This window comes from Brevibacillus panacihumi W25 (genome assembly GCF_000503775.1).
Taxonomy (GTDB): domain Bacteria; phylum Bacillota; class Bacilli; order Brevibacillales; family Brevibacillaceae; genus Brevibacillus; species Brevibacillus panacihumi_A.
Genome location: NZ_KI629786.1, coordinates 687,070 through 710,733, shown reverse-complemented (window position 1 = coordinate 710,733; position 23,664 = coordinate 687,070). Strand labels below are relative to the sequence as shown.

Here is a 23,664-nt window from a genome sequence, read left to right as displayed (position 1 = left end):
TCTTACATCCCCCTTGCATTTCTTGTTTTTATATATGTGTATTGCTGTAATACCAAAGTTAAATGCCTCTGCCTCCGTCTACATTCATGACCTCTCCCGTCACGATTTTCGAGAGATCGGAAGCCAGATAGAGCGCTGCTTGCGCGATATCTTCCGGCTGGATCAGCTTGCCAAGCGGAACGCTGTCGATGAAAATTTCCTTTTTCCCTGCCTCCACTGTCTCGGCATCTCCGTTGATGAACTTCCCAAGCATGGGGGTCTCTGCTGGACCAGGGTTGATTACATTGACACGGATTTGGTCAGGAGCCAATTCCAATGCCAAGGCTTTGCTCAGCATCACTGCAGCTCCTTTGGAAGCGCAGTACGCATTGAGACCCGGACGAGCCCGGATGGAAGCAATCGATGCGATATTGATGATGCTTCCTTTTTTGGCAGCCTTCATATGCGGTACAGCATGCCGTGTAGTCAGGAAAATCGACTTCGTGTTCACGGACATGATTTTATCCCACATTTCGAGCGTCAACTCTTCGATCGGGGTGAATGCCTGCGGTACCCCGGCACAGTTGACCAGTACGTCGACCGAACCGTATACTTTCACCGTTTCAGCCACCATCGCGGCTACGCTTTCATCATTGGCTACGTCGGTTTGCACCGCGTGTCCTTTGCCTTCCGGAAGCTCTTGCGCCACACTGGCTGCCGCGTCCTTGTTCAGATCGGCGAGAACCACATTGGCGCCTTCTTGTGCAAATAGTTTGGCAATTGCCTTCCCCATGCCAGAAGCAGCTCCGGTTACAATCGCTGTTTTTCCGTGCAAAAGCTCTCTATTCATAGATTGATCACCACCATACGTTCATCTGTCATCTCTTCGACTGCATAACGCGGCCCTTCCTTGCCCAGACCACTGTTTTTGATACCGCCGTAAGGCATGACATCATTGCGGTAGGTGGATACATCGTTAATGACTACGCCACCGTACTCTAACACGCGCGCGGCCTTCATCGCAATATGTAAATCGCGAGTGAAGATGCCTGCTTGCAAACCGTATTCGGAATTATTGGCTTCCGCGAACGCTTCGTCCAGATCGCTGTATGGAATAATTGTCACAACCGGAGCGAACACTTCCCGGCAGACGACTTTCATTTCTGGCTTGGTATCGACCATGACAGCTGGATAGAACAAAGCGCCTTCCCGTTTTACAGGCATCAAAGACTTGGCACCCTGGCTGATCGCCTCCAGCACCCATTCTTCGGTACGTGCTGCTTCCTTTTCGCTGATCATTGGACCTACATCAGTGTCCGGATCTTCAGGATTGCCGACCTTCAATTTCTGAACTTCGGAGACGTACAGATCCGTGAACTCTTGCAAGACCGATTCGTGTACGTAGATACGTTGGACCGCGATGCAAGCCTGACCGGCGTTGTGGAAGCTGCGGGCTGCTGTCTGACGGGCTGCCAGTTCAAGATCGGCATCCAGGTGAACGATGTTCGGGGAGTTGTTGCCCAGCTCCAACGCTACCGGACGCATGCCGCTGCGTTCTTTGATGTGGCGACCCACTTCACCCGATCCGGTAAAGGTGTACATGGCAATTTTCGGCTCATCCAGCAGCCATTCGCCTACCTGGCTTCCCGCTCCGGTCACGATGTTGATATGCCCTTTTGGCAGACCGGCTTCTTCCAGCACAGCTACCAGCAAAAAGGTAGCGATCGGAGTTACAGTCGCTGGCTTCACGACGATCGTATTTCCTGCCGCAATAGCAGGGGCGATCTTGTGCGTGCTGAGCAGCAGCGGATAATTAAATGGCGTGATGGCCCCAATGACCCCCTTGGGCACGCGGATGGTAAAGCCCAGTCTGTTTTCCGAACCTTCTGTAGACTGGAGCGGTACCATTTCCCCATGGATGCGCTTCGCTTCTTCGGCTGACAGGCGCAGGGTGTTGATCGTGCGGTCCAGCTCATTCATCGCGTCTTTACGAGTCTTCCCGACTTCCCGAATCAGGGACAGTTCCATCTCATCGCGACGCTCTTCCATCAGTTCAGATGCTTTTAACAAGATTTTATACCGTTGAAACGGAGTAAGCGAGTCTCGTTTAAACTTTTTGTGTGCTGCCTCTACCGCTGCGTTGACATGATGCTGTTCCGCTTTTGCGATTTGCGCGATGGTGGCACCGGTGAATTTATGGTACACCGGGATATAGTTCTCTGTTTTTACCCATTCACCATCGATATACAGATCATAGGTTTGTGTAGACATTCTCCTTCTCCTCCCACTATAAATTAATGTTTTCTCGCGTTTGCTCACTCATTCTTAGATTTTCAACCATCAACATTCCAGAGAAGTGGGCGAAGCATGTAATTATGGAATATTTTTCTGGATGAGCCGGTGGCGGGAATAAAGATTCGAATCTTTTTTCCAATCTATTGGTAAATCGTATGACCGCACATTTGGATATCCACTCCATTCCCCTGACGGCTTACCCTCCCATGTCACGCTGGGTCTTCGCCCTTACATTCCTTCGTTCTGCCTCTCAAGGTGTGGACGCCGCTTCTTGCTCCTTTACTGGGTCGTTGCCCTTACGGAATAGATCCTGCGGCTGCTCCGTGCTTCTGTTGTCATTGGTTTACTTCCAAGCTCTTGTGAGAAACGAGAATATCGTTTGAATTTAAGCTACCATCTGTATTTGGGACTGGCGTACAGGTCCTAATACGTCGGACGCATTGTACGGAATGCACTTCGTGCCTAGTGTGTACAGTACGCGAATGAGCTTCCCGCAGAGTGCCACTATAGACTGCTTCTTCTTGAGCGGATTATGACTTCGCTTCGTAAAGTAATGGTGCAACGCCTTGAATTCGGCGTTTTTGGCGACCATCGGCATCATCGCCCGAAATAGCAAGGCTCTTAGTCGGGATCGTCCACGCTTGGTAATCGTGGACTTGCCCTTCTTCTTGCCGGAACTGTTCTCTTTGAGGTTAAATCCAGCAAGACGGATGATCTGCTGCCCATGGTCATAACCGCTAAGATCACCAACTTCAGCCAAGAAGCCCGCCAGCGTAACAACGCCGATTCCTGGTACTGTCAGCATTTCATTTGTACCTGGAATTTGTGCAAGCAATGCTTCCACTTGCGCCATGATTTCTTCAAGTTGCCTTGAGAATAGTTCATATTGTTCCAGTAAGGCCTTGAGCTCGATTTTCGCCGCCGTCAGCCCTTCGGTAAGTCCAATTGAGTTTGTGGCAGCTTGTAGGAGTTGCGCTGCACGTTTGGAGCCAACCGCTCGCTTCACGTCTTCCTTCCATCGGTTCACGATTGTACTCGCGCCAAGCGATACAATCTCCTGTGGCGTCGGAAATTCACGAAGCGTGATGAGCGAGGCCTTTCCTTCCCAATCTTTAAACACAAGGCTGTACTCCGGAAAGAAGCGATCAAGCCAGTTCTGGATACGCCGTTGGACTTGACCGAAGTTCACCATCACCTTCTCTCGAAGGTTCATGAGAATACGAAGATCGGCATAAACGCTCGTAGGCAATTTGGGCTCGCTGTACTTGCCATTGCGAACTAAATCAGCGATTAACCTAGCATCCTTGTAATCATTCTTCGTCGGTGAATTGTCTTCAAGTTCTTTGCTTTTATTGACGTGATGAGGATTCACGATAACGACTTTGATGTTTTCTCGATGCAGAAATTCGGCCAGTGGAAACCAGTAGTGTCCGGTTGGCTCAATGCCCAAGATGATATCCGTCTTGGCGTATTGCCGCTGAAGCTCCTTCATCCACGAAACGAGTTTCGTCAGGCCAGAATGGTCATTGCCGAACACACAGTCCTTACCAATCTCGATTCCGCGGAAATCGACAGCTCTGGCAACATGCGTTTTCTTGGCAATATCTGCACCGACAACAAGGGTTAATTCGGTAATTTGTTGAATACGTTGATTCTGCTTTTTCGATTGCTTATACTTCATTGTGGAGTACCTCCTGTACGGGTAATTGTTCTTTGGACGGAACGTTTCCCAGTTTACAGAAGGTGCTTTTTTTATTCAAACCCCAAATTCATTCATTACAGGAATGGCTCCTTTTTTTATACTAGCGAGTAGCTAGGTGGATTTGACGAACGATCTCGTCGCCCAATTCTTTCGTCGTTGCACGGCCTCCCAGGTCAGGTGTCTGTACCTTTCCGTCGATCAGCACTTGTTCGATCGCGTCCAGAATCACTTTCCCGATTTCATAATGGCCCAGATGATCCATCATCATGCTCAGACTCCAGATCTGCGCGATTGGATTGGCGATTCCCTTGCCTGCGATGTCCGGTGCAGATCCGTGGATCGGCTCAAACATGGACGGGAAGTTGCGCTCCGGGTTGATGTTGGCTGAAGGAGCAAGCCCCAAACCACCGACGACAGCAGCACCCAGATCGGTCAAAATATCGCCGAACAGATTGCTCGCGACCACGACGTCGAATTCTTCCGGACGGGTAATAAAATATGCTGCCAACGCATCGATATGATAGAGATTTGTCTGGATCCCTGGATGATCTTTTCCGACTTCCTTGACGATCTCATCCCAGAACGGCATGGAGTGGTTGATTCCATTTGATTTGGTCGCTGCAGTCAGCCGCTTTTTCGGTCTTTTTTCAGCGAGATCATACGCGTATTTGATAATTCGCTCGGTGCCATAGCGAGTAAATACGTTGTTTTGCACAGCCATTTCATAAGGGGTGCCTTGATGCATCCGGCCGCCCATGTTGGAATACTCGCCCTCTGTATTTTCCCGTACGACCACGAAATCGAGATCGTCGTGATTTTTGTAGCGAAGCGGGCTTTCCAATCCACGCAGCAGTTTGACTGGTCTTAGGTTGACATACTGTTGGAAGGCTCTGCGGATGGGAAGAATCAATTCCCAGACAGATATATGATCTGGCACTCCCGGAGCTCCGATCGCGCCCAGCAAGATCAAGTCATAATTTTTCAGCACATCCAAACCATTCTCCGGCATCATTCTGCCATTTTTCAAGTAGTAGTCGCAGTTCCATGGCTTTTCATCACAGGCAAACCTGACTCCCCCGTGGCTTTCTTCTATCGCTTTCAGGACTTTCAAGCCTTCATCCATAACCTCGGGACCGATTCCGTCTCCTGGTATCACTGCGATCGAATAATGTTGCAATCGACTCCCTCCTCATAATCACCAAAATATTTAGACAATTCAACGCTATTATAACTTGCAGAAATCATGCCAATTTACCTAGAATCGTGTCGAAACCCGATAACGCTTTCAATTCAGTTAAATCAATGAAGTTATTAGTAAAACAGGAATGCAAAATAAAACAAAGTGTTGCAACGATTTGTTGCAACACTTTCACTCGATTCTGTACTGCTTCATCTTTCTCCATAGGGTGGTGCGGTCCATCCCCAACGTTTTGGCTGCCAAAGTCCGGTTGTGCTTGGCTTTCTCCAAAGCCCTCCTGATTCTCGCAGCCTCCGGGCTCTCGTCATCGGTGTTTGTCATCCCCGCTTCACCATTTTCATACTCGGCCTTCCAGCTTTTCTTCTTTCCTTGAAATAAAAGCGCCACATCTTTGGCATGTATCTTTCCATCACGCGAGAGCAGCACCATTCGTTCGACCACGTTGCGCAGCTCGCGCACATTTCCGGGCCAGTGATGCTCTTGCAGCAACGGGTAAATAGCGGATTCCAGCGTTACTATTTTCTGCTCATGCTGCTCGTTCATTTCCTGTATCATGCTCTCCAGCAACGCCGGAATATCGTCCAGGCGTTCCCGCAGAGCCGGCACCTCCAGGTTCAGCATGTTGATGCGGTAATAAAGATCGGAGCGGAAATGCCCCTTCGCGATTTCCCTCTCCAGATCCCGATTGGTAGCTACGATGATGCGGACATCGATGGGGATGATCCGCTCGCCGCCGACACGTCTGACGCGGCGTTCCTGCAGCACCCTGAGCAGATGCACCTGAATCCGCAACGGCATTTCCCCGATTTCATCCAGAAAAAGAGTCCCGCCATGGGCCAATTCAAACAGACCCGGCTTCCCTCCCTTTTTCGCTCCGGTAAAAGCGCCTTCTTCATAGCCAAACAGTTCGCTCTCCAAAAGGCTTTCCGGCAATGCCGCGCAGTTGACCGCGAGAAACGGTCCCAACGCTCGCCCGCTTTCCAGGTGAATCCCCTGCGCAAACAACTCCTTGCCCGTACCTGATTCTCCCGTGATCAAAACCGTTGCATTGCTTTTGGCAAAGAGGGCTGCCTGCTGCTTGGTCTCTCGTATCGTCTCCGAGATGCCAATAATGTTTTCCAGTCGGTACCGGGCCTCCAAACCGCTGTCATGCAGCTTTTTGCGGACAGACATCTCCATTTTCTGAATATCGGTGATCTCTTTGAAGTTGGAGACCGCACCCACCACCTGGTCCTTCACAATGACGGGAATGCGATTGATGACGATGGAACGATCCATGACGGTCGCTACGTCCCCTAACTCCTGCCGCCCGGTTTTCAGTACACGCAGCATGTCGGAATGCGGGATGTAATCGGTAATTGGTCTGCCCAGAACATCCCCTGACAGACCGAGCAGCATCTTCGCTTGCTCATTGACCAAAATAATCCGGCTCTGACGATCTACCGCGATCACCGCATCATGCAGGGAATCGACGACAGCCTCCAGAAGCAGCTTCTCCCGCCGCCGCTCCCGTTGATACGCCTCCAGTGATAGAGCTTGCTGCAAAGCCCGAGTCAAGGTAGCCAAAGACGGCTCCACCACCTGCCATTCTCCTGACGGCGGCCTGACCCGGAGGCTCTGAGCATCCCATACCGGTGTCAGATAGATAGCCGGCTCCTCGGAGGCTTGCAGGCTAAGGAACTCGTTGGTTACAAACTGGCAAGGGCAATCGATTCCACCAGGCTCCAACTCGTGCTCCTTCTGCAGCCAATCTCTTTCTTTGGCAGACGCGCACAAGACGACACGTGAAAAATGCTTTCCCTTGTTCCGCAGTCTGGCAACCTTGTCTCGAATATCTCTGATATCAATCGACAACGTGACGACAGGTATTGCGTAGGGAGCGAACTCATGCACAAAAGGTTCAGGGGCAATCACAACAGAAGGGGTCATGCGATGATCCGTGATAGACTGAATGGAAGAAAAAAACTCGAAATGATAATCATCTGTATCCAGCAAAGATGCAAACTTCGTCTCTGCGGATTTGTCTACTTTATAAAAAGCAATCATACATCCTCCCAGGTAGCAGGCAAAGAAATGCGGTACTCCGCCAATTTTCGGTAAAGAGTATTGCGGCCGATCTGCAGCAGCTTGGCTGCCTGACTGACATTTCCTCCCGTCGTCCGTATCGCGCGTTTGATGGCCTCCATTTCCGATTCCTTCAAGGAAGGCAGCTCTTGCTTTCGAACAGAGAAATCACCTGCTTCGTCCGGCCCCTCCAATTGGATATGGACGGCTTCAATGTCTCCCCCGTCCGCCAGAAAAGCAGCCTGAATCAGTACACTCTGGAGTTCGCGGATATTGCCGGGCCAGGCGTAGGCAGCAAGCAGCTCTTGGGCTTCCCTGGAAATGCTCGCAGAACTACCGGGTGTGAGCTGTCGCAGCAGGTGCTCTGCCAGCGGAAGAATATCTGTGCGCTGGCGAAGCGGCGGCAGCTGAATCATGACTCCCTTGAGCCGATAGTACAGGTCAGCGCGAAAACGGCCAGCCTTGATTTCATCGGGCAAATGCCGATGGGTAGCCGCAATCACCCTTGCATGAATCGGACGCGGCTGATTGCTGCCGACGGGGGTCACCACCTTTTCCTGGAGGACACGCAATAGAGCTGCTTGCGATCTCAGTGACATGTCCCCAATTTCATCAAGAAAAATGGTTCCTTTCTTCGCCGCCTCAAATTTCCCGATCTTCCCCTCGCGCTGTGCTCCGGTAAATGAGCCGCCTTCGTAGCCGAACAATTCGCTTTCGATCAGATTTTCCGGAATTGCGCTGCAATTTACGGCGATAAACGGAGCATTGGACCGCGACCCCATTTCATGGATCATCTGGGCAAACAACTCTTTGCCCGTCCCACTCTCCCCCAGAATTAACACAGGGAAATCTACAAGGGCTGCTTTTTGCCCCATCAGTTTGGCTTGCAGAAAATGCGGACAGCTCCCGGCCAAGCGAGGAAATGGCTTCACCCCCGCCGTTTTGGCGGATGGCCAAATCCTTCTGCGATTGTCTTTCATGGTACGGTCCATTCCTTTGTCCAATTGCGGCATCTCGCTGCCGAGCACAGCCGCACCCAAACGCTTCTTCGCGGACTCGTTGATCCCCACGATGCGATCATCCCGATCCAATCCGATCAACGGCAAAGAACGCGACGAAGTACGGGCATCAGCATGGGGCAAGGCCACAACCCGATCGGCTTCGGCATACAGAAAACGATTTTGCAGCGATTCGGCCACCATGCAGACCAGGGTCATGGCCAGCGGATGGTTGTATTCTTTTCTCGTGCTGATATTCACGACGCCCAACAGCTCGCCAGCAGCGGAAAAAACGGGCGAAGCTGAACACGTCAGAAATTGATTTTCCAGAAAGTAATGCTGCTCCCCTTGCACATGGACAGGCACCCGTTCAATCAAGGCCGTGCCGATGGCATTGGTTCCCTTGAAGCCCTCGTTCCAGTTCGCGCCGATTTGCAGTTGTACTTTTTGCGCGTGGTCGGCAAACGTCGGATCTCCTACCGTATGTATGATGTTGCCGTCACTGTCAGCAAGCAGGGCGATGTGTTCCGTATTTGCCAAGAAGGGCTCCAGCCTTTCAAACAGGGGAAGACTCGTGCGAATCAGGAGATGGTTGTCTCGAATGATTTCTTTGATTCGACTCATGGATATGATCTGATCGTATGCGTTCTCCGTGGCTTTGAGGTTCGATGCTTGGCAGCGTTTCCATGATTGCTGAACAATCGTCGACACTTCCCTTCCCTCCCACAAAAAATCATTCTCCTTCAGTATAACACGATTCATTCTCTGCACATTGTTCCAATATGGAACGGTTACTGCTCCGCTTCGGAACAATGTATCCTGCTGTATGTCTTGGAAACCTTGATAATCTCGGTGCTTGCCGCTGATGGCATAGGATTTGCTGAATAACGGGATGAAAGGCACAAGAGAAATGTGAGGAGGCGTTCGCATGATCTATGCACAGCCCGGCCAAGCCGGATCAAAGGTGACATTCAAAAATCGCTACGACAACTACATCGGAGGAAAATGGGTTCCGCCAGTCAAAGGAGAGTACTTTGAAAATGTTACCCCTGTGACTGGCAAGGCGTTTTGCGAGGTGGCTCGCTCTACTGCCGAAGATATTGAACTGGCCCTGGACGCCGCTCATGAAGCAAAGGCTGCGTGGGGACAAACTTCGGTAGCGGAGAGATCCAACATTTTGCTGAAAATTGCAGACCGGATGGAAGCCAATCTGGAGCTTTTGGCCGTAGCCGAGACTTGGGACAACGGAAAACCCGTGCGGGAGACTTTGGCAGCGGACCTGCCGCTTGCGATCGATCATTTCCGCTATTTTGCAGGCAGCATTCGCGCACAGGAAGGAACCATCAGTGAAATTGACAACGGTACAGTCGCGTACCATTTCCATGAACCGCTTGGCGTAGTTGGACAGATTATTCCTTGGAATTTCCCGCTCTTGATGGCTACTTGGAAGCTGGCTCCGGCTTTGGCAGCAGGCAACTGCGTCGTCCTGAAGCCAGCAGAACAAACTCCTGCCTCCATCCTGGTGCTGATGGAATTGATCGGCGACCTGCTACCGGCCGGAGTTGTCAACGTCGTCAACGGCTTCGGTCTCGAAGCGGGAAAGCCTCTCGCATCCAGCAACCGAATTGCCAAGATTGCCTTTACGGGTGAGACCACAACCGGACGCTTGATCATGCAATACGCCTCACAAAACATTATTCCGGTCACGCTGGAACTGGGCGGCAAGTCTCCCAACATCTTCTTCCCCGATGTCTGCGCCCAGGACGACGCTTTCTTCAACAAGGCAATCGAAGGCTTTGTCCTGTTTGCACTCAACCAAGGCGAGGTGTGTACATGCCCATCTCGCGCACTGATTCACGAGAGCATCTACGAGCCATTCATGGAGCGTGCTCTGAAGCGAGTGGCCAGCATCAAGCAAGGCAATCCTCTGGATACAGAAACCATGATCGGGGCCCAGGCTTCCTTGGAGCAGGTGGAAAAAATCCTCTCGTACCTCGACATCGGCAAGCAGGAAGGAGCTGATTGCTTGATTGGCGGAGGGGCAGCCAAGTTGGAGGGAGACCTTAGCGGAGGCTATTATATTCAGCCGACCGTCTTTAAAGGACACAATAAAATGCGCATCTTCCAGGAAGAGATCTTCGGACCCGTCGTATCCGTAACCACCTTCAAGGACACCGAGGAAGCTCTCTCTATCGCCAACGACACCCTGTACGGCCTCGGGTCCGGGGTTTGGACAAGGGATATGAATACCGCGTACCGGATGGGACGGGAAATCCAGGCGGGACGCGTCTGGACCAACTGCTACCATGCCTATCCTGCACACGCTGCGTTCGGCGGATACAAGAGCTCCGGAATCGGCCGCGAGAACCATAAAATGATGCTCTCCCATTACCAGCAGACCAAAAACCTCTTGGTCAGCTACAGCGACCAAGCATTGGGATTCTTCTAAGCCATGAACGCAGCAGAAAAAGTGCTCGCAACGGATGCTGCCCTCAAGCTGATCGAGCGGCTTCAGGCGAAATACGGCAAGCTGATGTTTCATCAGTCTGGCGGCTGCTGCGACGGTAGTTCTCCCATGTGTTATCCGCAGGGCGAGTTTCTCATCGGGGATCAGGATGTGCTCTTGGGCGAGATCGGCGAATGCCCGTTTTACATGGGCAAGGCCCAATACGAGTACTGGAAGCACACCCAGTTGATTATCGACGTGGTGGAGGGGCGGGGCGGCATGTTCTCGCTAGAAGGGCCAGAGGGAGTGCGTTTTCTTACCCGTTCACGCCTGTTTCCTGATTCTTGAGCAGCAAAAGACAAGAAAAAAAGACCGTCCGTGACCTGCATATACGGGTCACGGACGGTCTTTTCCATTTATTGTAAATTTGTTAGCGTGATCGCGTTCGGGCATTTCTCTTTGCCGGTCGTTCCGATCTTGCGGCCTGGCTCCTTTTTTTCTGGCCCTGGCGCCTGCTGTCCGAGTTACTCCTCGGACCGCCGCCTTGACCCCGAACCGGAGGACGCCCCTTCTCTTTTCTCTGCTCCGCTTTTGCTCCTCTTTGTCCGCGTGATTCCTGACTCGTCTGCTCCTTCTTGGGCTGAGCTGTCTCCATTCGCCTTTTTTCGAGGGGCATGCGAATTCCTGACTCGATCATTTCCAGATGCATGCGGTCTTTGGGCGCAACCAGGGTGATCGCGACCCCCTGCTCCCCCGCTCTGCCTGTTCGGCCGATTCGATGAATATAGCTCTCCACATCGTGCGGAATGTCGTAATTGAATACGTGTGTGACACCCTCCACATCGAGACCCCTTGCAGCTACATCTGTCGCTACCAGCAATTGGAGTCTGGCCTCGCGAAACCGCTTCATCACGTCTTCGCGCTTGGCTTGGGACAAATCTCCGTGAAGCTCGTCCGACAGATACCCATACCCCTGCAAAGCAGCATTCAAGGCACTGGCCCGGCGCTTGGTTCGGCAAAAGATAACTGCCATGAATGGACGCTGCTGTTCGATCAGCTCCCGGAGAGCAGACTGCTTGGCCCTGTCTGTCGTCTCCACTGCGATTTGGCGAATATCCTTGAGCGTAATCTGCTTCCCCTGTACGCGGACATCTTCCGGATTGCGCATGTACCGCTTCGCCAGTGAACGCACCTGTGCCGGCATTGTTGCAGAGAAAAGCATCGTTTGCCGATCCCCTGAAGTACAGCCGATAATTTCCTCCACCTCAGGTAAAAATCCCATGTGCAGCATCTGGTCCGCTTCATCCAGCACCAGCATCGACACCGTCGACAGTTCGATCGTTCCCCGCCGCAGATGGTCCAGCAAGCGCCCCGGCGTCGCGATCACGATTTGCTTCTTGCCTCGCAGCTTTTTCATTTGCCGCTCGACATCCTGCCCTCCGTATACCGCCAGCACATGGATATCGTCGAGTTGAGCCAACAGCTTTTTGGCTTCTGTGGTAATTTGCAAGGCCAGCTCCCGAGTCGGCGTCAAAATCAAGGCTTGCACATGCTCGACATGCGGGTCAGCTTTTTCCAGAATCGGCAAAAGAAAAGCGAGTGTCTTGCCTGTACCCGTCTGTGCCTGCGCGATCACATCTTTTCCCGCCAGCAGCAAAGGAATTGCCTTTTCCTGGACAGGCGTTGATTCCGTGATTCCATTTGCTTTTAATGTATCATGTAAGGGTAAACCGATTCCCAGTGACAAAAATGTAGCCAGAACGTCTCCTCCTTTAGTGGTCAGCTTTGGTGCACACCGCGATGCCGATAAAATAGCGCACACCATCCCGCGGCTTCTCAAACGTCACGCCGCGCTGGTAGTAAATCTCCTTTTCAGAAAAACGGTCGAACAGCTCTTCGAATTCAGCAGGCGTCAATTGATGGACGTGAAAAGGCTCGCTTGTCGGCATCCCGCGTCCCCGCCCAAATGGACTGGACAAGATCAGCTTTCCGCCAGGCTTCAGCATCTGATAGAGATTGTCCATAAAAAGGCGATCATCGGCTACATGCTCAATTGTCTCAAAGCTCAGGATCGTATCAAACATTCCCAGCTTCCCGGGCAAATCCGGGTCGAGCGCATCAGCCTGCTGATAGATGATCTTTTGATGGTGATACTCCCGATTGGCATATTCAATGGTATCTTCATCGTTATCTACAGCGACGAGCTGGATCAGTTCGCGCTTGCGGTCCTTGGCGACCATATGACTGCCGTAGCCTGTGCCGCACGCGATGTCCAGCACCCTGCCATGGATGTACGGAGTGGCAAAATAATAGCGGGCGATGTGCTCCAGCAACATGCCGTTCGTCGGTTTCAGCAACTTGGGAATGATTCGTTCCCCCGTCCATTCGAGCAATCATGATCACCACGTTTCTTCGATTTTCTTCACCCATCTTACCTTATTCGGTTCACGCATGGAAAGAAAACGGGCTGCCGTGATTCTACCAACGTGATTCGTAAGAAATTTGTAAGAGTTTTCTCCACTATTTTGTTAATGCTGATCGCTAAGATAAAAACCATGAGTATAGACAGGTGGGAGGTTGTATGAAAAGCTATCACGTGCTCGTCGTCGATGACGAAGCAGAAATCCGCGATGCAATTGAGATTTACTTGAAAAACGAAGGCATGACCGTCTTCAAAGCAGGAAATGGTTTGGAAGCTCTTTCCATTTTGGAGGAAGAGGACATTCATCTGATCATCCTCGACATCATGATGCCCAAAATGGATGGGATTACCGCAACATTCAAGATCAGGCAGGAGAAAAACATCCCGATTATCATGCTTTCTGCCAAATCGGAGGATACCGACAAGATCCTTGGACTAAACATCGGTGCAGATGATTACGTTACGAAGCCTTTTCAACCTTTGGAGCTGGTAGCCAGAGCCAAGTCGCAGCTGCGGCGCTACACCAATCTGGGCCACTACAAGGAAAGCCAGGATGAAATCAGTGTTCGTGGATTGACCTTGAACAAACTGACCAAATCCGTCACCGTAGACGACAATGAAGTACGCCTGACTGCCACGGAGTATAAGATTCTGGAATTGCTGATGAGTCATACTGGCCGGGTGTTCTCCATTGAGGAAATCTACGAACGCGTCTGGAAGGAACCCTATCTAAACGCCGAAAATACAGTAGCCGTCCACGTCCGTCGCATCCGCGAGAAAATCGAGATCAACCCGAGAGAACCAAAATACTTGAAAGTGGTGTGGGGAATTGGATACAAAATTGAAAAATAAACGCTACGTGGCGCTTGCCCTGATTGGCTTTGTCTTTGTGACGACCCTCCTTGCGCTAACCGTGGCCAATCTCTACGATAACCGTCGCTTTCTGGACAAGGACTATTTCATCAGCAGGAACAGTAATCTAATCTCTGAGGAATTGGCGACTGTCGCTCGGTTAATCAAACAGGTCCATGTAGACTATGCCGACTACTCTACCAAATCCGCGCAGCAAAAGCTCGATAGTGATTGGCTGTCTGAACTTAATCAAGAGCGCGAACATCAGCTCGAGCAGCTGAAAGCTGAAATAGACGCAGAATACAACGAACGAATAGAGGAAGCACGCGCAGCAGGCAATGATAGCCAGGTTTCCTTGCTTCAAGCGGAAAAAGAAAACAAACGTCTCAGCAGGGAAAGACAGATTGAGGCCGATTACGATGCAAAGATGAAGGAGAGCATCGCTGCTCGTGATAAAGAGTACGAGGCAGTCAAATTCAATTTGCTTCTGCGAGATGGCACATTTAAATACGCCATTCAGGACAAGAAAAACAATAAAGTCTATACCAATTTGGACCACGAGCCTACTGATACTGAGCTCAGACAAAGCGCACTGATCTCCGTCAAAATTCCCCAGCCAAAAGGGGAGCGAAACTGGGGACTGAACCGTTTTTTTCAGCAAAACCAATGGGAAGGACTTATCTATATCCCCCGGGAAGCAGATCCTTATGAACCTGTTCTCCCCAACCAGTTTGAATCTGGCGAATTCGATTACGGAGGCTATTACAATCAGATCATAGATGACGTCAATTATTATCAGTCCATTCACGATCGATTGTTGAAAGAGATTGTCTTATTGATATTGTTTCTCTTCCTTGCAGCTGGACTCTTCTGGTATTTGAAAAAGAACCAGGCACTGGAACATTCCATGATCACGAAAAGTCAGTCCATCTTTCGCAGCATCCCAATGGACATCCGGCTTGTTTCGCTCCTGCCAGCAGGATTGTTTTATCTGATCTACTCCTTGGAGGCCAACTTTTTCTCGCTCCCCATCGGATTGGGTCAAGTTTTTACGCTTGTCGTGATGGCGCCGTTCACTGCCTATTTTCTCTTGTTTGTATTAGAAGCATGGATCATGTTCAAGCAACCAGAGGCCTTTACCCAACAATGGCACAACAGCATTAGCCTGAAAATCCTTGCGGTCCTTCGAGACAGTTTTGCCGACAAAGGAATGTTTTTCAAGCTCGCGACGATCTTTATCCTTACGATTGGATTTTGTGTTGCTGCGGGCACTGGTTTGATCTACTTCGTAAAAAGGGATCTGGAGCCTTTTCTCCTCGCGTTTTTTTATTGCGTGTTCTACGTCTTGTTCGTACTGCCCTATATCCTGCGCCGCATCGCATTGTTGAATCGGATCACGCGCGGGGTCGAACAGATGTCTGCCGGGAATTTCGATGTCGTGATTGATGCTGGAAAGACCAAAGGCAAGCTGGCCAGCACTGCTCATTCCCTGAACAATCTCCAGCAAGGGGTCAAACGCTCTCTCGACAACCAGATGAAAAGCGAACGGCTCAAGTCGGAGCTGATCACCAATGTGTCCCATGATTTGAAAACACCGCTAACTTCCATCGTCAATTATGTCGACTTGCTGAAACGGGAGGATCTGTCCCCAGAAACGCGCAAGGAGTATGTACAAATTCTCGAACGGAAGACTGATCGGCTGAAAGCGCTGATCGATGACCTGTTCGAGGCGGCGAAGATGTCGAGCGGTTCCGTCGAATTAAATATCGAGCAAGTAAATGTAGCGGCACTGGTGAATCAGGCCCTGGCCGAGTTCAGTGATAAAATCGAGCAATCTTCGCTTACCTTCCGAACCAATATTGAAGATGGCAAGATTTACGCTCCGCTGGACGGCAAAAAAACCTGGCGCGTCTTTGAAAATCTGATCAGCAATGCATTGAAGTACTCGCTTCCCAATACTCGCGTTTACGTCGATTTGACCGAATCTGCGGATAAAGTAAGGTTTACGATCAAAAATGTGTCCGCCTACGAGATCAACTTTGACGCCGAGGAGCTGTTCGAACGCTTCAAACGAGCTGACGAATCACGCAATACCGAGGGTTCTGGTCTTGGCCTCGCGATTGCCAAGAGCATCGTCGAGCTGCAAGGCGGCAAGCTGTTTATCGAAATTGACGGAGACTACTTCAAAGTGATTGTCGAGTTTACTCGTTACCGATAAGAAAAAGCCAATCATCCGGGAAACTCTCTTCCCGATGATTGGCTTTTCTGCTACATCGCAAATTCACGCTGAAACAGCTTTTGGACCTCCTCAGCAGCAGCTTCTTCATCAATGCCGTCAATCTCGAAGATGACTTCGTCTCCTGTTTTTACGCCCAAAGCCATCACGCTAAGGATGCTTTTTCCATTTGCCTGCTTTGGTCCGCAAATGATTTTGACTGCCGAGCTGAATTGGTTCAACTGATGGACGAGCACCGATGCAGGCCGTGCGTGCAGTCCACCGCTGACGGTTACTTTTTCTGAAAATCGGATCATTCCATCTCTCCACCCCTTCCGTTATCAGGTCGTTACCTTGGCAAACTGGGGCAAATAGTCCTTGTGCGCTTCCAGCATCTCATCCAATATCTGTTTGGCTACTCCGTCGGACGGGACGAGCGGATTGATCGTCATGGCGAGCAGAGCGAGATGATAGTCCCCTTTCACAGCAGCTTCTGCTGCCACCCGTTCGAATGACTTGATCTGCTGCACCAGTCCGCGAACCGCCACAGGCAGATCACCTACCGCCAAGGGGATCGGCCCTTCTTTGGTGATCACGCAGTTTACCTCCACTGCCGAGTCGTCGGGAATGCTCGCAATAGCCCCGTTGTTGCGCACGTTGACCGGCTGGATGTCCCTTCTGTCGTTGTAGATGGAATGGATCAGATTGCATGCTGCTTCACTGTAATAGGCTCCGCCGCGTTTTTCCAATTGCGGCGGTTTGATCGCCAATTCAGGATCTTCGTAGAGCTTGAACAGTTCCGCTTCTACTTTTTTGACCACCTCTGCCCGGGTCCCGTCTTTTTCCGCCGCCTCCAATTCATGCTCCAGCATTGTTTTTGTCTGGTAGTAGTAACGGTGATACGGGCAAGGCAGGATTCCCAAGGCCTTGATAAAATCCTTCTCCCAGCCCAGATCGAGGATGTTTTGCATCGTTATTCCCGATTGTTCGCTGCACAGCTTTTCGATCACCTGGTCCGTCACATTTTCTCCGTCCACATAGACATCTGTGCCGTATACCATGTGATTCAAGCCAGCAAATGTAATATGCACGCGAGCTTGATCTACCCCGAGGATGGAGGCTACGCCCATCTTCATGCCGATCGGTACGTTGCAAAAGCCGATGACCTTCCTGCGATTGGTATAACGCAAGACCGCTTCCGTCACCATTCCGGCCGGATTGGTGAAGTTGATCAGCCATGCATCCGGACAAAGCTCCTCCATATCACGGCAGATCTCCAGGATGACAGGTATCGTCCGCAAGCCTTTAAACAAGCCGCCGGGTCCATTGGTTTCCTGCCCGATCACTCCGTACTTGAGCGGAATTTTCTCATCCAAAATACGTGCATCCAACTGTCCGACACGGATTTGCGTCGTGACAAAATCAGCAGCCTTCAAGGCCTCGCGCCGATCCAGCGTCAGGCGAATATCGATGGGAACCCCGGCCTTTTCCACCATGCGCTTCGCCAGCGCGCCTACCGTCTGAAGCTTTTTTTCTCCTGCCGGGACATCGACCAGCCATAGCTCGCGAACAGGCAGCTCATCATAACGCTTGATGAAGCCTTCCACCAGCTCCGGAGTATAGCTGGAGCCTCCTCCTATCGTCACAATTTTGATTCCACTCATACGCCCGCCCCCTTGCTTTGATGAATTTGGCCGTACATCTCGACGAATTCGGCTGCCAAATCCTTGATCGTCATCGCGTTCATCAGATGATCCTGGGCATGAATCAGCAGCATGCTCAACTCCAGCTTGTCGCCTGCAACTTCTTTTTGAATCAATGCCGTTTGGTTGTGATGGGCTTTTGTCAGTTCATCCGCCGCACGGTCAAGTGCCTGCTGCGCACCGGACATGTCTTTGTTCTTGGCGAGAGCAATGGCTTCCATCGCCAGACTTCGCGCATTGCCCCCGTGCAGGATGAGTTGAAAGATCGCTTCCGTATGGTCCATATCTATCTCCACCTATCGAATGTCATGAAAAGTGACGAGCTGTACGCCTTTTTTCTCCAGATACTCGCTTACCTGTTTGGAAGTTAAAATTTGCAGTTCCTTCGTACGGGGCAGATGATAGCTGCTGCCCGTCAACACCTCATCATCGAGATATGCAGGGTGAGTCATGATTTCCGCAGTAGCGCATCCGCCCCATTCATCTACAATCTCGCAGAACAAATCAGCGGAAAGTTGATCGCCATAGAAACGGTGCGAGAAACCCTGTGTCGTGATACTCTCCTGTTTCTGCCCTTCCCCGGCCAGCGTCCAGGGATTGCGGATCGGAACCTGATAGCGTTCGGCCAATTGAAGGACGATCGGCAAGACAGCCTCATGCGCGTGGACGTGGTGGTGGCTATCCAGATGGGACAGCAGCAACCCGCTCTGCAAGAAACGCTCAATCTGGGCCACAAACTCCCGCTCTATATCCTCTGGCGAAGCGTCCATCAGATGCTGGCTTTTGCGGAGGAACGCTCCGGTATGATCCGTCAGGGAAGGCACCTCGGGGTGGACAGCATTCCCGCATGTCAACACGAGATGGACCCCCACCCCCAGTCTGGGGTTCTCCTTGGCGAGTTGGACTGCATGCTCAAAGCCGGGCATATTCACCATCATTGTTGCAGAGGAAACCACCCCGTTGATGTGCGCTTCCACGATCCCCAAATTGACACCTTTGGAATAGCCAAAATCGTCTGCATTCACAATCAGTTTCATCGCGAGTCCTTTCTTCTTACAGATTACATGGTGAGGGTATGATCTGAATTTTTCGCAGCGGTGCCCTGTTCCTCCGCCACCTTTTTCTTATCCCACATGCGGAAGAACGGATAGTAGATGATGAGCGAGATGATGAAGTTAAAAGCCTGCAGCACCATCCCCGAGATTTTCCCTCCGGTAGCCAGATATCCGCTGATGATCAATGGCGTGGTCCACGGCACCGCCACACCGCTCGGCTTCGCCACCAATCCCGTAGCCATCGCAAAATAGCTGATGATGACGAGGACGACAGGCGCCAGGATAAAGGGAATGATCAGCAGGGGATTCATGACGATCGGCATCCCAAACGTCACAGGCTCATTAATGTTGAACAACCCCGGGGCAAAGGAGAGTCTGCCGATATTTTTCATCTGTTGACTCCTTGCCCTCATCAGCATGAGGACGACCAAGGCAAGCGTGGCTCCTGATCCCCCGGCATAAATCCATAGATCAAAGAACTGCTGCGTAATGACGTTGGGCAATTCTCCGTTCGGGTCTGCCTGGAACGCCGCCCTGTTCTGATCCATCAAAGAAAGCCAGATCGGTCCCAAAACACCGCCTACGATCGCTGCCCCATGCAATCCTACCGCCCACAGCATGTGGACCAAGAGAACTGCAATAATTGCTCCAATGAGGCTTCCGCCGAGTGCGTTCAGAGGAACGGCGAGAAGATCGGAAACGATGTTGTGGATGCTCTCAAACGAGGTATTCTCCAACAGAATTCGCAGCAGCCAGACCACCAGCAGCACGACAAAAGCGGGGATCAAGGCGACAAAAGAACGCGATACAGCCGGAGGGACACCAGCAGGCATCGTAATCACGATATTTTTTTGGATGATTTTGCGATAGATCTCCGTCGAAATGATCGCCAGAAGCATCGCGACGAACAACCCCTGGCTGCCCATCAATGCCACGGGAATGACCCCGCCTACTTCTACCGCCGCGGAAGCTCCTTCAGGCGTGAACATCGTCTTGTAGGGGGTAGCCAAGAGGAAGGCAGCTACCGATATCGCTCCTGCCGACAACGGGTCCACTTTATATTTTTCAGCCAAACGGTACGCCACCCCAAAACTTACGATAAGAGCCATAATGTCAAACGTGGCGTTTACCGGGTACAGCAATTTGGTCAGCCAATTTTCTCCGAACGCCGAACTCATAAAGTCGTTGTAACCTGGAATGGGAAGAAAACCAATGATGAGGAAAAGGGAGCCAATGATCAAAAGCGGCAAGGTTAAAATAATCCCGTCGCGGATTGCTTGCAGGTGTTTTTGCTCAGCGATCCGTCCCGCAACAGGCATGACGCGGTTTTCCAAAAACGTAATAAATCCGCCCATACTTACCCTCCTCTACTTTTTCAAACCCAATGCAAACTCCAGTACATTCTTTCCATTGAGTGTCCCGTAATCCATCGCTTGAATCACATCGACAGGAATGCCCCTCGCGTCCCCCTCCTTTTTCATCTCCGCCAGCTTGTAGCGAACTTGAGGTCCGAGCAGGAGTACGTCTGCCTGCCCAATATGCTGCTTGACCTCGCCCGCAGAGACTGCCCATATCTTTGCCGCAATTCCTTTTTCCTGCGCCGCCTGCTCCATCCGCTGGACCAGCAGGCTTGTCGACATCCCAGCTGCACAACAAAGCAAAATGTTCACGTCATCTCCTCCCTTTCGTATACTCTGGAAAAGAATGCAAGCGCCATGCCAAAACACCAAAATGTATGCGCTTACATAACTGTTGGTTTTCGCTTTGCTTCGTGTTTTATGGAAACCGCTTTACTGTTTTGTCTTATGGTTGAATTGGAAAAAAATAAAACACTATTCGGGCTAGTGTTTTATCTTCTACGCAACAAAAAAGTTCATGATATAGCAGAGGTCATCATCACGAACAGCAACCTCGTATTTCTCTACAATCGGCTGAATCTCATGGCGCACCAGGCTGTACTCCTTTTTATGGGCTGTCAGATACTGTTCTTTGTCGGCATAAAGAATGGTTTGCGCCCCTGTTTTCAAGCGATCGACCAAACAGCAGATATGCAGGTATACCCCGATGCGCGTATCGAAATCCAACGTCCTGTGCAGGCGCTCCTCGATTCGAGCCACACAAGTCATCACATCGCGCAGCAAGGCTTCCACCGCCTCCATTTTCAAATGTTCCCGAAGCTCCCCTTCCATTTTGTACAGCGCTTCCTCCTGGTCGATCATCTGCTGGATATCCTGCAGAGCCTCTCCTGTCACCACGTCATCCATCCCGAAGCAGCGCAAGTCTTTGTCCAGCATGTAATTGCTTACGACACACAGTACCTTTCGCTCTTCCTTGATCGCCTTCAATTGCTTGCGCGCCTCGGACTTGTCGATCAACTGCAGTGGCACGAACTCAAGCAACGACTCATCGTAGCGCAGTTTGGACTCCAACATCTTTTTCAGGAACAGAGCGCTCCCCTCCCCGGACAGGCAGGCTGCCACGATGGCGAGTGCAGGCTTGTTTTGCTGAGGCTGCTCCCGTTGCTGGTAATCAATCATCCTATTCCCCATACTGAAAACATCCCGGTACACATCCTCCAAGGTATGCCCCAGCATCGCCTTCCTCGTCGCCTCGATCACGTGCGGCGTGCTGACCATCGGGATCACTCTGACCGGAATGCCCAGCTCCCTCTCGATCACTTCCCCAAACCCCAGCAGCGAACCCATGTCTACCAACAGCAACAGGCCGGCACTGCCTCCAATTTCCTTGGCTACCTCAATCGCCCGCTCCAAGATCACGGATGAATCGACTTCCAGGGGCAAATCGATGGCCTTGGCGTATTGGGTTACCAGCAACCGGTTGGTGACATCTGCCATCGCCGTCGCTCCACCGCTGCCATGCGTGATGACCAGAATCCCGATCATCTCCCGCTTTTCCTCGACCTCCTCATCATCCAGCACGAAGAACATCGTCAGATATCCCGCTTCCCCGATGGGCAGGTCCATCAACAGCGCCTCCTCGATCATCCGCACACATTCCAAAGCGACCGCGAACTCTTTTTTGTACTTGATCCTCACATTGTTGACGTGCGGATGGACGATCTGCTTTCCATGACTCAGCCGTTCCCGTGAAGTCTGGATATGCAGAGCCAATCCAAAAATCACTTTTTGACTCAGCACCTTGCCCAAACGGGACTCCGCATATCGGACGATTTCTTCTACCAGCCGGATGATCACCGGGTCAATGATGCGCCGCATATCCTCCTTGTTGATCCGCTGATGAACACCTTTGATAAACGGCGTGAAGTAATTTTCGATGTCAAATTCCAGCTCTTCCTCACTAACTCCTTGATCGCGCAGCTCCGCAATTTTCTGCTCGATCTTTTCGTAGACGCTGTCCGCCGAATCTTCTCGTTCCCGTACAACCAGAATGCTCTCTGCCTGAGGCTGGACGACGAAGCTCTTGTGATCCGTGCCAAACAATTCTTCCAGCGCAGGCCGCATTTCCTTGGCATACAACAGTCCTTGTTTGACGTGATGAGGCAAATCCTGGACTGAGACGCGCAGCTGTTTTTTTCCCGCAGAAATAAAATCCGCATACGCTCTTGCACAGGTCAGCTGTATATCGGTATGCAACTGCCCAATGTTGTTGGGACAGTGATAGGACAAAAAGGCGTGTATCGCACTGGCTGAGACCTCAATCTCCCTCCCGAGGCGAAACGCTTCTTCACGAAAAAAGCTCATCGTAATATGGTACCGCTCCTCGATGCCCCGCTCGACTAGCGAAGGAAGCTTGATAATCATCGGAATCCGCCGGATAAAGGTCTTGAGCAGACTCGATTCCGGATTCTCCGTCGTCGCCGAGATGATCTGCACCTGTGCAGAGCGCTCTACTTCCGTCTCCCCGACGCGGCGAAAAGTCCCCTTGTCCATAAAAGTAAAAAAGATTTCCTGCCCCTCAGCCGGCAGACGATGCACCTCGTCCAGAAAGAGAATGCCGCCATCCGCTTTTTCGACCAGTCCCCGGCGGTCCTGCTCCGCACCCGTATACGCTCCCTTTTTCACGCCGAAGAGTTGGCTGATCAACAGCTGCGGGTTGTTCGCATAGTCTGCACAATTAAAGACGACAAACGGCGCTTCCGGACTCATCCGCCCAATATCCACCGCAAATTCGTGAATCCAGCCTGCAAACACCGATTTGCCCACGCCTGTCTCACCCAGGATCAGACAGTGCATCCCGCGCGGCGGATAGAGAACAGCTGCCTTCGCCTGCTCGATCTGCGTCTGCAAGCTCTTGTTTGTCTTCGCCAAGCGATCCAATGCCGTCTCCACCTGATATCGGGAATCCCCGGTCGGCTTCGCATGAAACATGGTAGGCCGTCCCGCTACCTTCTCTATTTTCTGCTCTTTCCATAACAGATTCAGATCGCTGCTTACATTGGCCCTGGAGAGTCCCAGCATATTTGCCAGATCGCTAGCGCTGACCCGCACTTGCGGACCTAATTCCACCAGCTTCTGAAAGATCAAATCGACCCGTTTCATTTCGTCACCGCCAATCTATAATGGAAAATGCCGATACACATAGAAGCAGTTCGGTTTCATTTCCATACGAAATAGGAAAATCCTTCCTATTCCAGCTCTTATCGATTTATTTCTGACCAGGGGACACTCCTACGGTATAATGAATGTATACAAAACGCTCTTGACTCATGACCATGTGTCTCATCCCTGGAGACGTTTTGCACTGATAAGACAGG

Annotated in this window: 19 protein-coding genes; 4 read left to right on the top strand and 15 right to left on the bottom strand. The window is 51.3% G+C overall.

Annotated elements, in window-relative coordinates:
- Positions 1–58 precede the first annotated feature (58 nt).
- From T458_RS52995 to T458_RS52975, 6 genes are all read right to left on the bottom strand, one after another.
- On the bottom strand, positions 59–829 hold the full coding sequence (locus T458_RS52995; protein ID WP_023559247.1) for an SDR family oxidoreductase: 771 nt from the start codon (positions 827–829) through the stop codon (positions 59–61).
- Entirely contained in the window at positions 826–2,250 is a 1,425-nt protein-coding gene (locus tag T458_RS52990; protein WP_023559246.1) for an aldehyde dehydrogenase family protein, read from the bottom strand. The genes T458_RS52995 and T458_RS52990 overlap by 4 nt, the downstream gene beginning before the upstream one ends.
- 409 nt (positions 2,251–2,659) lie before the next feature.
- Positions 2,660–3,955 carry an IS110 family RNA-guided transposase gene (locus tag T458_RS52985; RefSeq protein WP_023555147.1) on the bottom strand — a complete coding sequence of 432 codons (1,296 nt, stop codon included), beginning with the start codon at positions 3,953–3,955 and terminating at the stop codon, positions 2,660–2,662.
- Between the two features lie 121 nt (positions 3,956–4,076).
- Positions 4,077–5,153 (bottom strand): tartrate dehydrogenase, encoded by a 1,077-nt coding sequence (locus tag T458_RS52980; RefSeq protein ID WP_023559245.1) that lies wholly within the window; start codon positions 5,151–5,153, stop codon positions 4,077–4,079.
- A 192-nt stretch (positions 5,154–5,345) separates the two neighbouring features.
- Entirely contained in the window at positions 5,346–7,220 is a 1,875-nt protein-coding gene (locus tag T458_RS0129475; RefSeq protein ID WP_023559244.1) for a sigma-54 interaction domain-containing protein, read from the bottom strand.
- Entirely contained in the window at positions 7,217–8,947 is a 1,731-nt protein-coding gene (locus tag T458_RS52975) for a sigma-54-dependent Fis family transcriptional regulator (protein WP_031306243.1), read from the bottom strand. Before T458_RS52975 ends, T458_RS0129475 begins: the two co-directional genes overlap by 4 nt.
- Before the next feature lie 217 nt (positions 8,948–9,164).
- Here T458_RS52975 and adh point away from each other — a divergent pair, with 217 nt between their 5' ends.
- Positions 9,165–10,685: an aldehyde dehydrogenase gene (gene adh / locus T458_RS52970; RefSeq protein ID WP_023559242.1), complete on the top strand. Its 1,521-nt coding sequence runs from the start codon at positions 9,165–9,167 to the stop codon at positions 10,683–10,685.
- A gap of 3 nt (positions 10,686–10,688) precedes the next feature.
- The gene (locus tag T458_RS52965; protein ID WP_023559241.1) at positions 10,689–11,030 is read left to right on the top strand and encodes a DUF779 domain-containing protein; all 342 of its coding nucleotides are present in this window, start codon (positions 10,689–10,691) and stop codon (positions 11,028–11,030) included.
- Positions 11,031–11,112: 82 nt separating this feature from the next.
- Here the strand turns inward: T458_RS52965 and T458_RS52960 are convergent, their stop codons facing one another.
- Both T458_RS52960 and T458_RS52955 read right to left on the bottom strand, forming a co-directional pair.
- Positions 11,113–12,339, bottom strand: coding sequence for a DEAD/DEAH box helicase (locus T458_RS52960; RefSeq protein ID WP_252989875.1), 1,227 nt, complete (start codon positions 12,337–12,339; stop codon positions 11,113–11,115).
- 115 nt (positions 12,340–12,454) lie between these two features.
- Complete coding sequence (locus T458_RS52955) at positions 12,455–13,075, bottom strand: class I SAM-dependent methyltransferase (protein ID WP_023559239.1); 621 nt, start codon at positions 13,073–13,075, stop codon at positions 12,455–12,457.
- Positions 13,076–13,263: 188 nt separating this feature from the next.
- Here T458_RS52955 and T458_RS52950 point away from each other — a divergent pair, with 188 nt between their 5' ends.
- Both T458_RS52950 and T458_RS52945 read left to right on the top strand, forming a co-directional pair.
- Positions 13,264–13,956, top strand: a complete 693-nt coding sequence (locus T458_RS52950) for a response regulator transcription factor (RefSeq protein ID WP_023559238.1) — start codon at positions 13,264–13,266, stop codon at positions 13,954–13,956.
- A complete protein-coding gene (locus T458_RS52945; RefSeq protein ID WP_023559237.1) occupies positions 13,934–16,174 on the top strand; it encodes a sensor histidine kinase in 2,241 nt (746 codons plus the stop codon). The genes T458_RS52950 and T458_RS52945 overlap by 23 nt, the downstream gene beginning before the upstream one ends.
- A gap of 50 nt (positions 16,175–16,224) precedes the next feature.
- Here the strand turns inward: T458_RS52945 and T458_RS52940 are convergent, their stop codons facing one another.
- The 7 genes from T458_RS52940 to T458_RS52910 all read right to left on the bottom strand — a co-directional run bounded on the left by T458_RS52940 (position 16,225) and on the right by T458_RS52910 (position 23,449).
- On the bottom strand, positions 16,225–16,488 hold the full coding sequence (locus T458_RS52940) for an HPr family phosphocarrier protein (protein ID WP_023559236.1): 264 nt from the start codon (positions 16,486–16,488) through the stop codon (positions 16,225–16,227).
- Positions 16,489–16,512: 24 nt separating this feature from the next.
- Positions 16,513–17,835 (bottom strand): 6-phospho-beta-glucosidase, encoded by a 1,323-nt coding sequence (locus tag T458_RS52935; RefSeq protein WP_023559235.1) that lies wholly within the window; start codon positions 17,833–17,835, stop codon positions 16,513–16,515.
- On the bottom strand, positions 17,832–18,158 hold the full coding sequence (locus T458_RS52930; protein WP_023559234.1) for a PTS sugar transporter subunit IIA: 327 nt from the start codon (positions 18,156–18,158) through the stop codon (positions 17,832–17,834). The genes T458_RS52935 and T458_RS52930 overlap by 4 nt, the downstream gene beginning before the upstream one ends.
- A gap of 12 nt (positions 18,159–18,170) precedes the next feature.
- Positions 18,171–18,911 (bottom strand): chitin disaccharide deacetylase, encoded by a 741-nt coding sequence (chbG, locus tag T458_RS52925; RefSeq protein WP_023559233.1) that lies wholly within the window; start codon positions 18,909–18,911, stop codon positions 18,171–18,173.
- 23 nt (positions 18,912–18,934) lie between these two features.
- Positions 18,935–20,284 carry a PTS cellobiose transporter subunit IIC gene (gene celB / locus T458_RS52920; RefSeq protein ID WP_023559232.1) on the bottom strand — a complete coding sequence of 450 codons (1,350 nt, stop codon included), beginning with the start codon at positions 20,282–20,284 and terminating at the stop codon, positions 18,935–18,937.
- Positions 20,285–20,296: 12 nt separating this feature from the next.
- Complete coding sequence (locus T458_RS52915; RefSeq protein WP_023559231.1) at positions 20,297–20,599, bottom strand: PTS sugar transporter subunit IIB; 303 nt, start codon at positions 20,597–20,599, stop codon at positions 20,297–20,299.
- A 186-nt stretch (positions 20,600–20,785) separates the two neighbouring features.
- Positions 20,786–23,449 carry a sigma-54-dependent transcriptional regulator gene (locus T458_RS52910; RefSeq protein WP_023559230.1) on the bottom strand — a complete coding sequence of 888 codons (2,664 nt, stop codon included), beginning with the start codon at positions 23,447–23,449 and terminating at the stop codon, positions 20,786–20,788.
- Positions 23,450–23,664 lie beyond the last annotated feature (215 nt).

Coding starts and splice junctions, on each gene's coding strand:
- T458_RS52995 (WP_023559247.1), bottom strand. CDS start 829: ATGAATAGAGAGCTTTTGCACGGAAAAACAGCGATTGTAACCGGAGCT.
- T458_RS52990 (WP_023559246.1), bottom strand. CDS start 2,250: ATGTCTACACAAACCTATGATCTGTATATCGATGGTGAATGGGTAAAA.
- T458_RS52985 (WP_023555147.1), bottom strand. CDS start 3,955: ATGAAGTATAAGCAATCGAAAAAGCAGAATCAACGTATTCAACAAATT.
- T458_RS0129475 (WP_023559244.1), bottom strand. CDS start 7,220: ATGATTGCTTTTTATAAAGTAGACAAATCCGCAGAGACGAAGTTTGCA.
- adh (WP_023559242.1), top strand. CDS start 9,165: ATGATCTATGCACAGCCCGGCCAAGCCGGATCAAAGGTGACATTCAAA.
- T458_RS52965 (WP_023559241.1), top strand. CDS start 10,689: ATGAACGCAGCAGAAAAAGTGCTCGCAACGGATGCTGCCCTCAAGCTG.
- T458_RS52950 (WP_023559238.1), top strand. CDS start 13,264: ATGAAAAGCTATCACGTGCTCGTCGTCGATGACGAAGCAGAAATCCGC.
- T458_RS52940 (WP_023559236.1), bottom strand. CDS start 16,488: ATGATCCGATTTTCAGAAAAAGTAACCGTCAGCGGTGGACTGCACGCA.
- T458_RS52935 (WP_023559235.1), bottom strand. CDS start 17,835: ATGAGTGGAATCAAAATTGTGACGATAGGAGGAGGCTCCAGCTATACT.
- T458_RS52930 (WP_023559234.1), bottom strand. CDS start 18,158: ATGGACCATACGGAAGCGATCTTTCAACTCATCCTGCACGGGGGCAAT.
- chbG (WP_023559233.1), bottom strand. CDS start 18,911: ATGAAACTGATTGTGAATGCAGACGATTTTGGCTATTCCAAAGGTGTC.
- celB (WP_023559232.1), bottom strand. CDS start 20,284: ATGGGCGGATTTATTACGTTTTTGGAAAACCGCGTCATGCCTGTTGCG.
- T458_RS52910 (WP_023559230.1), bottom strand. CDS start 23,449: ATGAAACGGGTCGATTTGATCTTTCAGAAGCTGGTGGAATTAGGTCCG.